This window comes from Brevibacillus fortis, from assembly GCF_046196545.1.
Classification (GTDB): domain Bacteria; phylum Bacillota; class Bacilli; order Brevibacillales; family Brevibacillaceae; genus Brevibacillus; species Brevibacillus fortis_A.
On sequence record NZ_CP176370.1, the window covers coordinates 4,043,567 to 4,056,878 of the forward strand.

Annotated in this window: 12 protein-coding genes; 2 read left to right on the forward strand and 10 right to left on the reverse strand. The window is 50.1% G+C overall.

Annotation, left to right across the window (positions count from 1 at the left end):
* Window positions 1-23: 23 nt before the first annotated feature.
* Both ACKKE8_RS20135 and ACKKE8_RS20140 read right to left on the reverse strand, forming a co-directional pair.
* The gene (locus ACKKE8_RS20135; protein WP_409174604.1) at window positions 24-539 is read right to left on the reverse strand and encodes a phage tail protein; all 516 of its coding nucleotides are present in this window, start codon (window positions 537-539) and stop codon (window positions 24-26) included.
* A 54-nt stretch (window positions 540-593) separates the two neighbouring features.
* Window positions 594-1,070 (reverse strand): GNAT family N-acetyltransferase, encoded by a 477-nt coding sequence (locus tag ACKKE8_RS20140; protein WP_409174605.1) that lies wholly within the window; start codon window positions 1,068-1,070, stop codon window positions 594-596.
* Between the two features lie 329 nt (window positions 1,071-1,399).
* Between ACKKE8_RS20140 and ACKKE8_RS20145 the strand changes: the two genes are divergently transcribed.
* Complete coding sequence (locus ACKKE8_RS20145; RefSeq protein ID WP_007728447.1) at window positions 1,400-1,717, forward strand: metalloregulator ArsR/SmtB family transcription factor; 318 nt, start codon at window positions 1,400-1,402, stop codon at window positions 1,715-1,717.
* A 99-nt stretch (window positions 1,718-1,816) separates the two neighbouring features.
* Window positions 1,817-2,914: a saccharopine dehydrogenase gene (locus tag ACKKE8_RS20150; RefSeq protein ID WP_409174606.1), complete on the forward strand. Its 1,098-nt coding sequence runs from the start codon at window positions 1,817-1,819 to the stop codon at window positions 2,912-2,914.
* 29 nt (window positions 2,915-2,943) lie between these two features.
* On the opposite strand, the gene pyrE is transcribed toward ACKKE8_RS20150, so the two are convergent.
* From pyrE to pyrR, 8 genes are all read right to left on the reverse strand, one after another.
* A complete protein-coding gene (pyrE, locus tag ACKKE8_RS20155; protein WP_409174607.1) occupies window positions 2,944-3,582 on the reverse strand; it encodes an orotate phosphoribosyltransferase in 639 nt (212 codons plus the stop codon).
* 27 nt (window positions 3,583-3,609) lie between these two features.
* Window positions 3,610-4,347, reverse strand: coding sequence for an orotidine-5'-phosphate decarboxylase (pyrF, locus tag ACKKE8_RS20160; protein ID WP_409174608.1), 738 nt, complete (start codon window positions 4,345-4,347; stop codon window positions 3,610-3,612).
* 15 nt (window positions 4,348-4,362) lie between these two features.
* Complete coding sequence (gene carB, locus ACKKE8_RS20165) at window positions 4,363-7,575, reverse strand: carbamoyl-phosphate synthase large subunit (protein ID WP_409174609.1); 3,213 nt, start codon at window positions 7,573-7,575, stop codon at window positions 4,363-4,365.
* Entirely contained in the window at window positions 7,559-8,656 is a 1,098-nt protein-coding gene (locus tag ACKKE8_RS20170; protein WP_409174610.1) for a carbamoyl phosphate synthase small subunit, read from the reverse strand. The genes carB and ACKKE8_RS20170 overlap by 17 nt, the downstream gene beginning before the upstream one ends.
* Window positions 8,657-8,711: 55 nt before the next feature.
* Window positions 8,712-9,992, reverse strand: a complete 1,281-nt coding sequence (locus tag ACKKE8_RS20175) for a dihydroorotase (protein ID WP_409174611.1) — start codon at window positions 9,990-9,992, stop codon at window positions 8,712-8,714.
* Entirely contained in the window at window positions 9,959-10,900 is a 942-nt protein-coding gene (locus ACKKE8_RS20180) for an aspartate carbamoyltransferase catalytic subunit (protein WP_409179171.1), read from the reverse strand. Before ACKKE8_RS20180 ends, ACKKE8_RS20175 begins: the two co-directional genes overlap by 34 nt.
* A 168-nt stretch (window positions 10,901-11,068) precedes the next feature.
* Complete coding sequence (locus tag ACKKE8_RS20185) at window positions 11,069-12,427, reverse strand: solute carrier family 23 protein (protein WP_409174612.1); 1,359 nt, start codon at window positions 12,425-12,427, stop codon at window positions 11,069-11,071.
* 162 nt (window positions 12,428-12,589) lie between these two features.
* A complete protein-coding gene (pyrR, locus tag ACKKE8_RS20190; RefSeq protein WP_007728461.1) occupies window positions 12,590-13,129 on the reverse strand; it encodes a bifunctional pyr operon transcriptional regulator/uracil phosphoribosyltransferase PyrR in 540 nt (179 codons plus the stop codon).
* Window positions 13,130-13,312 lie beyond the last annotated feature (183 nt).

The following is a 13,312-nucleotide window of genomic DNA, read 5'->3' on the forward strand; positions in this document are numbered from 1 at the left end:
AATCCTCCTGTTCGATTTGGATGTTAATTTTGTGAAGGATAGATTCCGTACAAGGCGATGATGAAATTAATAACCGTAAACGGCATCAGGTTACTGTGTGGTTGATTCCCACCCACACTGCTCAAGCTGGACGCGTTCATTAATCCATCAGGTACATTCGCTGAATATTGCTGCGCATTTTTTGCCCATACAGCATTGGCAGGGCTGTTCTGTGTTCCTGGCTGCGATGATGCGTGGACCGTATGCGTATGCACGGGCAATTGTGAGACGGTTAAGGTGACTGATTCTACCCCATTTTTTTCACCCATCACGTAGGTAGTTCCTGTACTCGGATTTGTGCCTTGATTAAGCGGGATACGTCCCCGTAAATCAGGCAGCGCAAAAGTCGTTTGTCCATCCCCGCCATATGTGGTTCCAATCAAACTAAACAGCGTGTCGTTTTCAGAAATAGATAAGATTTGTCCATTGCATAATGCCCATCCTTGTGGTGCATAATCTCCTCCAAACATCCTGATTTCTCCAAGAAATGGCTCTGCCATGTTGCTTCCTCCTTATGTAAAGTGGTTATTTCCCTTGTCAAACGAACAGATTGGTCATTTTTGCAGAAGTGGCTGCCATTCCATTTGGATATACAGCCCCGTTGAGTCTGTCACGATGAAATGAAGTCGTTCATATAATCGAAAGGCGGGATTCCCTTGTACAACACGTAAACGGATAGGGAATTGGAAAGCTTGAGCCTCTTTTTGCAGATCGCCAATCATACCAGAACCAACACCTTGTCCCCGATAAGCAGGCAGCAAAGAAATATCTACAAGACGCAGCGCATCTCCACTCGCATCCGTGATCATCCGACCGATAGGCTGCTCGGATTGGAGAATGATTTGATGATTTTGAGCGGGAAACTGCATTTGGTAAGATTTCTGCTGCATGATAAACTGCGACTGTAAAAAAGCAAGCTTGTCCGACTCACTCCAACCCCAAAGAGCCATTTCTTCGATTCTCGTAGAACAGTACAATTCCCAAATAAATGCTTCGTCTTGCTCATATTCAAAAGGTCTGGTATGTACCATAATCCTCCTTGCACTCAATCGCCGTACTTTTCTGTCATTTAATCAGTTTACCTGCTTACATTCTTTCAGGCCTGAATACGCTGACTTGTCTTTCCTATGTGTATCGCTCTTCCTCCTTCGAACTTTTTCTGATACCCTGCCTAATTAAATAGCAATCATGAATAATGATATCATTAGCCAAATTCCTTCTAACACTAACTAAAGTTAGCTCTTTTCCATGAAAAACGCTTCGTCCCCTTGAAGAGACGAGGCGTTTTTATGACTTGCAAAAATAAGGAGGAACCCATATACTTTGGTTTAAATGATTAAGTTTATTAACGGAGTGTGCAATGACGAATCCAACCTGCAATGAAAAAGCGATTCAAATATTTATGGAGTTAAGTCCATACTTCCAAGGCTTAGGTGATCCAATTCGGCAGCAAATCGTAGCTCTTCTCATCGACAAGGAAAGCATGAACGTAACACAAATCGCCGAGCATATTCCCATGTCTAGACCTACGGTGTCTCATCACTTGAAAATATTAAAACAAGCGGGCCTAGTAAACGTTCAAAAGAAGGGAACGGAGATGTTTTACCGGCTTGAAATTACAGAGGCGATCAGACTTTTTAAGCAATTGGTGACTTTCGTCGAAGAAGAGTGCAACTGAATTTGAACCGTCACGATAAGGGACAGTGTGTCCCTGTTTTTCACACCTATCCGTTAATAAACTTAAACGAATAAACCTTTAATCAAAGGAGAAATCTTCATGAACCTCACCAAAGTTTTAATAGTCGGCGGCTACGGAACGGTTGGGAGCCAAATTGCCAAGATCCTGCACGATCGCCACCCGAATCTCGAATTATTGCTGGGAGGAAGGTCTGCAGGAAAGTCATTGCCTTTTGCGTCCACTAGGCTAAAGCCTTTCCTCCTGGACATCACCAAATCCGATCCTCTCGCCCATGCTCCAGATGATTTGACCTTGATTATTAGTGCAGTAAATGATCCTGATGACACGCTGCTACTAGCTGCGGTCCGCCGACAGATCCCTTTGATTGACGTCACGCGTTGGACAGAACGATTTTCACGGTCCATCGACCGATTGAAGAATCAGAACATGGGCTCTCCAGTCATACTCGCCTCAGGGTGGATGGGGGGAACTGTAGCCCTTCTTGCAAGCATACATACCTCTTCCCTGCAAGATGTCCGGATTCATCTTCACGCTCTTTATTCTCTTCAAGACAAAGCAGGTCCAGATTCCACTGACTATATGGATCGTATGACGATCCCTTTTACTGTCACCACACCCACTGGCGTAAAAGAAGTGACACCCTTGTCAGATCCGTTACCTGTGACCTTTCCGAATGGATACCATACGAAATGCTATCGTCTTGACACACCGGATCACATGACGCTCGTGAAAGCCCAAAACGTAACTGCCGCTGATTTTCGTATCGCCTTCGACAGTAAACTGTCTACTTTTGCCCTCGTTTCATTGGTAAAAAGCCGGATTTGGAACCTGCTCGGCAAGAACACACGTCAAAAAATACTGTACAATCCAGGCGCAGGCTCACCTCACCATGTTGTCATCCAAATAAATGGACGCAATCAGCATGGCATGAACGTGAAACGCCAAGTCGAGATCACGGATCCGAAAGGGCAGACTCACCTGACCGCTTTGGGAGCTGCCATTTTTGCACAACCAATCATTCGGGATAACGAAAACTCAACTGTTACGCCCGGTATTCTTTTTCCAGAGGATTTCGGCCATTTCGATATGACCGCCGACGATATCCTCCAGTTCTATCGATCCGAAGGGGTCCAGGTTGTGATCCACGATGAAACAAAAAAGAGTAGGACGGTTTGACCGCCGCCCTACTCTTCATGCATCCCTTCTTATTCAAAAAAAGTACGCGGGGATTTCCGCCATTCGCCCAATACTTTTTCCTGTTCGCTTGTAATAACCCCTTGCTCTGAAGCTACTTCCAACAATGCTGTGTAATTCGATATGGTGGAGCAAGGAATGCCTGCTTCCTCAAACAAGGCTTGGGCATCCGGGAATTGGTAGCTGAAAATGGCTACGACCCCCAGGACCTCTCCACCCTCAGCCTGTACCGCTTGCGCTGCTTTCAAGGAGCTGCCTCCTGTGGAAATCAGGTCTTCAATCACGACGACCTTTTGACCAGCCGCCAATGCGCCCTCAATCTGGTTTTGGCGACCGTGGCCTTTTGCCTTGTCCCGTACGTAGATCATAGGCAGATCAAGCAGCTCTGCTACCCATGCGGCATGTGGAATACCAGCAGTCGCTGTTCCAGCAACGACTTGCGCATCTGGATACTGCTCCTTGATCAAATCGGCAAATGCTCTCGCAATGGCACGGCGCACATGCGGATAGGACATCGTGATCCGGTTGTCGCAGTAGATCGGGGATTTGATCCCGGACGTCCATGTAAATGGTTGCTCCGGTCGCAGATGAACTGCCCCGATTTCGAGAAGATTCGCTGCAATTTGTTTAGCGGTTGTCATTGTCGTCATTTCACTTATTCCCTCCAGCTGGCTACTTTACGAACGATCCTTTTCCACTGCTGCGACGATACTTTGCCAAACCCCTACCGGATCTTTTGAACCCGTAATCGCGCGTCCGATCACGAGGTAATCGCTGCCCAAGCAAAATGCCTGTTCCGGCGTCGTGATACGCGTCTGGTCACCTTGATCTGCTCCCAGTGGACGAATTCCTGGCGTCACGGTTACAAATGCGTCTCCAGCAGCTTTTTTGATCATCGGTACCTCTAGTGGAGAAGCAACGACCCCATCCAAACCAGCTTGCTTGGTCATCAATGCATAGTGCACCACAACATCTTCTACCGCACCTGGAATCGCCAATTCTTGATTCATCGTTTGCAAACCAGTAGATGTCAGCATCGTCACACCGATCAGGAGGGGACGAGCAGCACCTGCCGCTGTCCCTTGCTCCAAACCTTCTCTCGCTGCCGCCATCATGGCTACGCCGCCTGCCGCATGAACGTTTACCATGTCTGCTCCCAGACGCGCCAGGCTTCTCATCGCGCCTTTAGCTGTATTGGGAATATCGTGAACCTTCAAGTCGAGGAACACTTTGAGTCCTTTTTCCTTCAAGAAGGAAACGATTGCTGGCCCTTCTGCGTAAGCGAGCTCCATCCCCACTTTTACATAGCGGATATGCCCTTGTAGGGGCTCGATGCACTTTTTGACTTCATCCAGTGTGGAAAAGTCGAGCGCAACAATCATGCGTTCGCGAATATCGATAAGTTGTTGTTGCACACTGCTCTCCCCTTTTTATACGGTTACTACCACTTTTGCACCAGCACGCTGGGCTGGCATTGCTTCTGTAGAGAATGTGATCGTCTCCAGTACATGCAGGAGAGCGGAAGCTGTATCGAGTGAAGTCAAGCATACGGCGCCGTTCTCTACTGCTTCCCGACGAATGCGGAAGCCGTCGCGTTGTGGCGTTTTGCCTTTTGTCAGTGTATTGAGTACGATGTTCGCTTCGCCTGTATGGATGACATCCAACAGGTTTGGCGTGCCTTCGGACAATTTGCTTACGCGTGTGACTTGCAGTCCCGCTTGCTCCAAATAATCGGCTGTGCCTGCGGTCGCCATCAGCTTGAACCCGAGGTGACGGAAGCGTTTCACGATGTCTAGCGCTTCTTCCTTGTCTTTGTCAGCAACAGTCACGAGCAAGGTGCCTTGTGTCGGGATATTCATGCCCGCTGCGACCAAGCCTTTGTACAATGCTTTTGCCAGTGTGCTCTCGCGTCCCATGACTTCTCCGGTCGATTTCATTTCAGGGCCGAGCGTAATATCGACGCGACGCAGCTTTGCGAAGGAGAAGACTGGTACTTTGACAGAAACCATCGACTCCTCTGGATGGTAGCCCGGTGTAAAGCCTTGTTCGATGATAGAGTGACCAAGGATCGCTTTCGTTGCGATGTTTGCCATTGGAATCCCCGTTACTTTGGAGAGGAATGGCACCGTACGGGACGAACGCGGATTGACCTCGATTACGTATGGGCGGTCTTTATAAATGACGAACTGGATGTTGAGCAAACCTTTGATTTGCAGAGCAAGCGCCAGCTTTGTCGTCATGTCGATCAGCTCATCCTTGATCGCTTGGGACAAGGATTGCGGAGGATATACAGCGATAGAGTCACCGGAGTGCACCCCTGCGCGTTCGATATGCTCCATGATGCCTGGGATCAAAACGTTTTCGCCGTCGCAGATCGCATCGACTTCCGCTTCAACCCCGACCATGTAACGGTCTACCAGTACAGGGTGATCAGGATTTACTTTCACCGCTTTTTCCATGTACTCCAACAGCTCGGACTCGTTGTAGACGATTTCCATCGCACGTCCGCCAAGTACGTAGGATGGGCGAACCAGGACTGGGAAGCCAAGACCTTCTGCTGCCACTACTGCCTGCTCGACCGACGTAACCGTTTTGCCTGGTGGTTGGGCGATTTCCAGCTCGCGCAGCAGCGCTTCGAACTTCTCACGGTTTTCCGCTGCGTCGATGTTTTCCAGACTCGTACCCAAGATTTTGATTCCGCGTGCAGCCAGCTTGTCAGCCAAATTGATCGCGGTTTGTCCGCCGAATTGTACGATGACACCCTCTGGTTTTTCCACATCGAGAATGTTCATGACGTCTTCGATGTACAGAGGCTCGAAGTACAGGCGATCAGAAGTGTTGAAGTCTGTAGAAACGGTCTCCGGGTTGTTGTTGATGATCACTGCCTCATAGCCCGCTTCTCTTAGTGCCCAGACAGCGTGGACAGTCGCATAGTCAAACTCGATTCCTTGACCGATGCGGATTGGTCCGGAGCCCAGCACGACCACGCGCTTCTTGCCAGTCTCGATGCGCTCGTCTTCCACTTCATACGCGGAGTAGTAGTACGGTGTTTGCGCTTCGAATTCTGCCGCGCAAGTATCTACCATTTTATATACAGGTACAAAGCCTTTTTCTTTGCGCATGGCGTATACCGCTTCTTCCGTCTCACCGCACAGCTCGGCAATTTTGCGGTCCGTGAAGCCCATGCGTTTTGCTTCGTATAGCTTCTCGCTCGTCAAGCCTTTTGCCAGTTCCGCTTCAAAGGCAATCATTTTATGGAACTTGTGCAGGAAGAACAGATCGATCTTGGTCAGGTTGTGCAGTTGTTCGATCGTCCAGCCACGGCGCAGTGCTTCTGCGAGCAGGAAGAGGCGTTCGTCATCCGCGTGCACCAGTCGTGCTTTCAAATCTTCCTCGCTGATTTCGTTTGCTCCCTTGATCTCGATGTGATAGCTGCCGATTTCCAAGGAACGGATGGCTTTCATGATCGATTCTTCAAACGTCCGGCCGATCGCCATGACTTCTCCAGTCGCTTTCATTTGCGTACCGAGCTTGCGGTTGGCGGATTGGAACTTGTCGAACGGCCAGCGTGGGATTTTGCTAACGATGTAGTCCAGTGTTGGCTCGAAGCATGCGTACGTTTGGCCTGTCACCGGGTTTTTCAGTTCATCCAACGTGTAGCCGATTGCGATTTTGGCTGCCATCTTTGCGATTGGATAGCCTGTTGCCTTGGAAGCCAGTGCAGAAGAGCGGCTCACACGCGGGTTCACTTCGATCACGTAGTACTGGAAGCTGTGCGGGTCGAGTGCGTATTGTACATTGCAGCCACCCTCGATACCAAGCGCTCGGATGATGTTCAGTGCGGATGTGCGCAGCATTTGATATTCGCGGTCAGCCAGTGTTTGGCTAGGCGCTACTACGATGGAGTCACCTGTATGCACGCCGACTGGGTCGATGTTTTCCATGTTGCAGACTACGATGCAGTTGTCGTTGGCATCGCGCATCACTTCGTACTCGATTTCTTTCATACCGGCAATGCTTTTCTCGATCAAGCATTGCGTAATCGGGGAGTATTTCAATCCGCTTGCGACGATCTCGCGGAGGGTTTCTTCATCTTCACAAATTCCGCCGCCTGTACCACCCAAGGTGTAGGCAGGACGAACGATGATGGGATAACCGATTTCGTTTGCGAAATTGACAGCTTCTTCTACCGTGCTCACGATGACAGATTCAGGTACCGGCTCACCCAGTTCATTCATGAGGGAGCGGAACAGTTCGCGGTCTTCTGCTTGCTTGATCGATTCCAGCTTGGTTCCGAGCAGCTTTACATTTTCTTGCTCGAGAACGCCTGCTTCTGAGAGGGCAACAGCCATGTTCAAGCCTGTTTGACCTCCAAGCGTAGGCAGTAGTCCATCCGGCTTCTCTTGACGAATGACGCGCGCTACGAATTCAGGTGTGATTGGCTCGATATATACTTTGTCCGCCATGTTTGTATCGGTCATGATAGTCGCCGGGTTGGAGTTGATCAGAACTACCTCCATGCCCTCTTCTTTTAACGCTTCGCATGCTTGCGTGCCTGCATAGTCAAATTCAGCAGCCTGCCCGATGACGATAGGTCCAGAGCCGATTACGAGGATTTTTTTCAGATTATCTTGTTTTGGCATGAGTTTTTTCCTCCTTAGCGGTTTCCATCATCGCAAGAAACTGGTCGAACAGGTAGCCGGAATCATACGGACCTGGAGCTGCTTCTGGATGGTACTGTACTGAGAATGCATTCTTTGCTGCATGACGTACACCTTCGATGGTGCCATCATTGAGTGCGATATGTGTAACTTCCAGTTCCGTGCCTGCCAGTGAGTCTTCTTTGACTGCATAGCTGTGGTTCTGGGATGTGATATATGTTCGTCCCGTTGGCAGCTCTTTTACCGGATGGTTGCCGCCACGGTGTCCGAATTTCATTTTTGTCGTGTCAGCGCCAGATGCTAGTGCAAACAGCTGGTGACCAAGGCAAATTCCGAACAGAGGATATTCACCCAAGATTTCGCGAATCATCTCTACGGCTTGCGGTACGTCCTTCGGGTCCCCAGGGCCATTGGACAAGAGGATTCCGTCCGGCTGAATGCGGCGAATCTCTTCTGCTGTTACATTGTAAGGCACGACGACTACGTCACAGTTGCGCTTGGTCAGCTCGCGCAAAATCCCGTGCTTGGCTCCGAAGTCTACCAGCACTACCCGATGACCTGTACCTGGGCAGCTGAAGACACTTTTCGTAGAAACGCGTGATACTTGGTCTGTCATCAATGTCGTGCCGTTCAGGGCAGCAACCAATTCAGCCAACGGAGCTTCACTGGTTGTAATCATGCCCTTCATCGTGCCGTGGTAACGAATTTTTCTCGTCAGCATCCGAGTGTCGACACCCGCAATGCCCGGGATGTCGTATGTTTTCAGTAGTTCATCGAGTGTGTTCGTATTGCGCCAGTTGCTCGGTGCCTCGCAATGCTCGCGAACAACGAAGCCATGAATGTATGGACGAACAGCTTCAAAGTCGTCTCGATTGATCCCGTAATTTCCGATCAGCGGGTATGTCATGGTGACGATCTGTCCGCAGTAGGATGGGTCGGACAAAACCTCCTGATAGCCAGTCAGCCCTGTATTAAAAACCACTTCCCCGTAGGACTCCGTTGTCGCTCCAAATGCCGTCCCGATAAATTCTGTTCCATCTTCCAAGATCAATCTTGCACGCATTTATGCTCCTCCTCCATTGTCGTGTAAAAACTTTTGTCTTGTCTGTAAGTCGTTTTTACACGTTTTGATATACGATCTTCCCATCAACCAGCGTCAGGGTCGGCCAGCCTTTGCATGCCCAACCAGCAAATGGTGTGTTGATTCCTTTACTTGCGAATGTGCTTGGGTCAATTGTTTTTTCCGTTTCCAGATCAATCACAGTCAGGTCTGCTGGTGCGCCCACTTCCAGACGTCCGTATGGCAGTTTGAATGCTTCTGCTGGCTTCACGGTCAACAGCTCAACCAGTTTCTTCAAGGTCAGCTCTCCGCTTTGCACGAGATTGGTGTACAGCAGCGGGAATGCTGTCTCCAGTCCGACGATTCCGAATGGTGCACGGTTAATCCCGTTTGCTTTTTCCTCTTGGGTGTGCGGTGCATGGTCTGTGGCGATCATATCAATGGTGCCGTCTTTCAATCCCGCAATCAGTGCAGCGCGATCCTCACGAGAGCGCAGAGGCGGGTTCATTTTCCAATTTGTATCCAGATTGTCCGGAATATCCTCGTCACACAGCAAGAGGTGATGCGGACTGACTTCACACGTTACATTTACGCCAGCGCGTTTCCCGTCGCGTACCAGACGCACCGACTCTTTCGCGCTAATGTGGCATACATGGTAGTGCACACCTGTCTGTTCTGCCAGCAAAATATCGCGGCCGACGTGGATGGACTCTGACTCAGATGGAATTCCAGGGAGTCCGTGTCGAGCTGCTACCACCCCGTCATGCAAAGCTGCTCCCGGGATCAACAGGTCTTCGTCTTCACAGTGAGCGACGATTGCGATACCGAGCTCTGCTGCTTTTTGCATGGCCTTTTTCATCATTGCTGTTGATTGCACACCTACACCGTCATCTGTCAGCGCGAAGATCCCCGCTTCTTTTAACCCAGCGAAATCCGTCAGCTCTTTTCCCAATTGGCGAACGGTAATCGCACCATATGGGATGACGCGCGCCATACCAGCCTCGCTCGCTTTGTCCAAAATGTAGGTCACGGTCTCGACACTGTCGATGGACGGTCGTGTGTTCGGCATGCATGCTACTGTTGTAAATCCGCCTTGTACCGCTGCTTTTGCCCCTGTTTCGATCGTTTCTTTATGTTCAAAGCCTGGCTCACGCAGATGTACGTGGACATCGATGAGACCCGCGCTAATCATGCCGCCGTGGCAGTCGATCCATTCATGCCCCTCGCGATCGAGTGTTTCCCCCATCGCTGTGATTCTTCCCTTTTCCACCAATATTTCCATCGGGGTGAGTTCCCCCGCCTGATTTAGTACGTTGCCGTTGCCAAGGATGATTCCCATGTCATTTCGCTCCCTTTCAAAAGAGTTTCTAGAACTGCCATTCTTGCTGCGACTCCGTTGGTCACTTGGGTTTGAATCAAGGACGTTTCGCATTCTACCAAATCGGTATGAATCTCAACCCCGCGATTGACGGGTGCCGGATGCATGATGACTGCGCCAGACTTCATCATTTTGGCTCTTTCTATAGTGAGCCCGTGTGCCTTGTGGTACTCTTCCTTCGATAGATAGAGGGATTCCGCATGGCGCTCCAGCTGAACGCGCAGCATCATGACCACATCTGCGGTTTGAACCGCTTCTTCCATATCCACGATTTTGACACCTTGCGGGATATGCGCCGGCATCATCGTAGCTGGACCTGAGAGCAGCAGATTCACGCCGAGCTTCGGTAGCGCATGGAGGTGAGAACCGAGCACGCGGCTGTGGCGCAGGTCTCCAATGATTGCTACTGTGAGACCAGAGAGCTGGCCAAACTGCCTTTTCATGGTCAAAAGATCGAGCAGGCATTGGGTCGGGTGCTCATTTGTTCCATCTCCCGCGTTGATCAGCTTCAGGTCTACGCTTTCTGCCAACTCTTGCAGCAGGCCTTCTTTCTTGGTGCGGATAACGGCTGCTTCCACGCCCATTGCCTCCAAGGTGCGGATCGTGTCATAGACCGTCTCGCCTTTTACGGTAGAGGAGGTTTCCGGAATGAAGTTCAAAACATGTGCGCCCAGTCGCATTTGAGCTACTTCGAAAGAAAAGCGGGTTCTGGTGCTGGCCTCGAAGAACAGATTCGCGACAAACCGTCCGCGCAGGATATCCGCTTGCTCAGTTGGTCTGGCAGCCCAATACTCTGCTCGCTCGAGGAGCTGGATGATCTGTTCTTTTGATAAGTCTTTGAGGCCAATCAGGTGCGCTACATTTTTCATCATGAATCCCTCCGGTTCAGTTTGGTCAAAAGAAAAAGCTTCTTGGCATCGCTTTGCATCTGGAGGCAAGCGAGACAAGAAGCTGCTTGAGTGCCTTTTTCGGGCAGCCAAAACAGCGTTCTTTGCCTTGCCAGCCTCTCTGGACTGGATTTAAAGGATTGGGAACGTTTAGGCTATTTGTTTTTGTTCTTCGTGGTGCGCTTCTCCCATCGCGGACTCTTTCCCTGGAAGGATCAGGTGCAGAATAATTCCCAGGAAGGTAGAGAGTGCGATATTATCGATGGTCAGATCGTTCAGGAAAGCGATACCTGTACCTGCAAAACTGATTTTGTATCCGCCGATTCCCGTGACGAGGATGACGGCTGCGAGAATCATATTGCGTTTGTCTGCAAAATTCACTTTGTGCTCGACGTACATCCGCAAGCCTTGTGCCGCGATGATACCGAACAGGATGATGGAGACACCGCCAAGTACCGGCGTTGGAATCGTCATCAAGAAGGCACTGATCTTACCTGCGAAGGCGAACATAATCGCGAGAACGGCAGCCAAACCGATGACGACGCGGCTGTATACCTTTGTAATCGCAAGGACTCCGATGTTCTCACCGTACGTCGTTGCAGGAGGACCGCCCATAATCGCAGCGAGTGAAGTTGCAACACCATCCCCAAGCAAGCTGCGGTGCAGTCCAGGGTCTTTCATCAAATCACGATCCATGACCTTGCTCGTTACCAGCAAGTGACCCAGATGTTCCGCCAGTGTGACGAAAGCGACTGGTGCGATAACCAGGGCAGCGATCCATGCGCTTGGATTCGCCATTGCACTCGTCACCTCTGCAAATTTGAAGTGAGAGGTAAACATTTCACTGAATCCAACAACCCAAGGAGCATCTTTTACTGTTTGAAAATGAATCAGATCAGGGTGACGCAGCAGTGTGTATACATAACCTGAAGCCATTCCGATCAAGATGGGGATAAGACCAAGGAAACCGCGTAGCATAACCGCTGCAAGCACTGTTACGACCACAGTAACGAGCGAGATTTCTATCGAAGTCAGTGACATTTGCGATTGACCGTCTACGGTGACTTTCGTCGCCATGTCTACTGCTACGCCAGCCAGGCTCAGACCGATTACAACGATGACAGATGCGATGACAACTGGTGGCAGTACCCGATCGAGCCATTTGACCCCTGCCTTCTTCACGATTCCGGCGACGATGATGTACACAATCCCGGAGAGGAAGCAACCTAAGAGTGCAGTACCTACGCCATGTGATTGACTCACGACGATAATCGGACCGATGAAGGCGAAGGAAGAACCGAGATAGTTCGGAAGCTTTCCTTTGGTGATCCACAGGAACAGAAGTGTTCCGATCCCGCTCGCCAAGAGGGCTGTTGCAACATCCAGACCCGTCAAGATCGGTACAAGTACAGTCGAGCCGAACATCGCGAACAAGTGTTGAATACTAAGTGGCAGCAATCGCGAAATATGTGGTGTTTCGTCTACATCGATGTAATTTTTTTGGCTCATGCCTGTATGCCCCCTGTTTTGTTTCTTTCATTCAAAAAGCTTCTTTTATACAAAAAACCTCTTTGTGCGGACACAAAGAGGCTAGCTTCACCATGCTCATGGGAAGTTTCTTGCCTCTTGCCGACCTCACGGGATCGTTTTTAAAGAGGAGTTATTTTATTTTTACAGTAGCTGTCGGATGGACACAATGTCCATAACGTCCACTTCTGCCAATTGTACATCGACAATTTCCGTTCGAGCAGTTGGGAGGTTTTTTCCGACGAAATCAGGGCGGATTGGCAGCTCGCGATGACCGCGATCAACCAGAACAGCCAGTTGAATCATCCGTGGTCGACCGTTGTCAATCAGTGCATCCAATGCGGCGCGCACCGTTCTTCCCGTGTAGAGAACATCATCCACCAGAATCACCGTCTTGCCTGTGATTTGATCCGGGAGCTTGGAGCCTTGCAAAATGGCATCTTCGGACTTGTGTTGCAGATCGTCACGATAGAACGTAATGTCCAGCTCACCGACTGGGACTTTTACATTTTCAATCATTTCGATTCTTTCCACAAGACGTTGCGCGAGGTAGATCCCTCTGGTCTTAATACCCACGATAATGAGATCCTCGACGCCTTTGTTTCGCTCGATAATTTCATGTGCGATTCGAGTGAGCGCGCGGCGGATCGCCGCTTCATCCATAATGACGCTTTTGTTAATCATCTCAATATCCCCCTTCTCGACGGGAACAGTGGACCTTACGAAAAAAGGCTCCTTGTCAGGAGACAAGAAGCCCTCGGACAAACTGACCGGACTGTAAGAGTCCCGCCTGCTTGTCATTCCGTGCCCTTGCCAGCCTCACTGGACTGGATTAAAAGGTTCCATTCGTCATGTAGAATTATGTCA

What these genes read in the sequence shown, in the direction of transcription:
- ACKKE8_RS20135 (WP_409174604.1), bottom strand. Translation starts at nt 539, where the DNA reads ATGGCAGAGCCATTTCTTGGAGAAATCAGGATGTTTGGAGGAGATTAT.
- ACKKE8_RS20140 (WP_409174605.1), bottom strand. Translation starts at nt 1,070, where the DNA reads ATGGTACATACCAGACCTTTTGAATATGAGCAAGACGAAGCATTTATT.
- ACKKE8_RS20145 (WP_007728447.1), top strand. Translation starts at nt 1,400, where the DNA reads ATGACGAATCCAACCTGCAATGAAAAAGCGATTCAAATATTTATGGAG.
- ACKKE8_RS20150 (WP_409174606.1), top strand. Translation starts at nt 1,817, where the DNA reads ATGAACCTCACCAAAGTTTTAATAGTCGGCGGCTACGGAACGGTTGGG.
- pyrE (WP_409174607.1), bottom strand. Translation starts at nt 3,582, where the DNA reads ATGACGACAATGACAACCGCTAAACAAATTGCAGCGAATCTTCTCGAA.
- carB (WP_409174609.1), bottom strand. Translation starts at nt 7,575, where the DNA reads ATGCCAAAACAAGATAATCTGAAAAAAATCCTCGTAATCGGCTCTGGA.
- ACKKE8_RS20170 (WP_409174610.1), bottom strand. Translation starts at nt 8,656, where the DNA reads ATGCGTGCAAGATTGATCTTGGAAGATGGAACAGAATTTATCGGGACG.
- ACKKE8_RS20175 (WP_409174611.1), bottom strand. Translation starts at nt 9,992, where the DNA reads ATGGGAATCATCCTTGGCAACGGCAACGTACTAAATCAGGCGGGGGAA.
- ACKKE8_RS20180 (WP_409179171.1), bottom strand. Translation starts at nt 10,900, where the DNA reads ATGAAAAATGTAGCGCACCTGATTGGCCTCAAAGACTTATCAAAAGAA.
- ACKKE8_RS20185 (WP_409174612.1), bottom strand. Translation starts at nt 12,427, where the DNA reads ATGAGCCAAAAAAATTACATCGATGTAGACGAAACACCACATATTTCG.
- pyrR (WP_007728461.1), bottom strand. Translation starts at nt 13,129, where the DNA reads ATGATTAACAAAAGCGTCATTATGGATGAAGCGGCGATCCGCCGCGCG.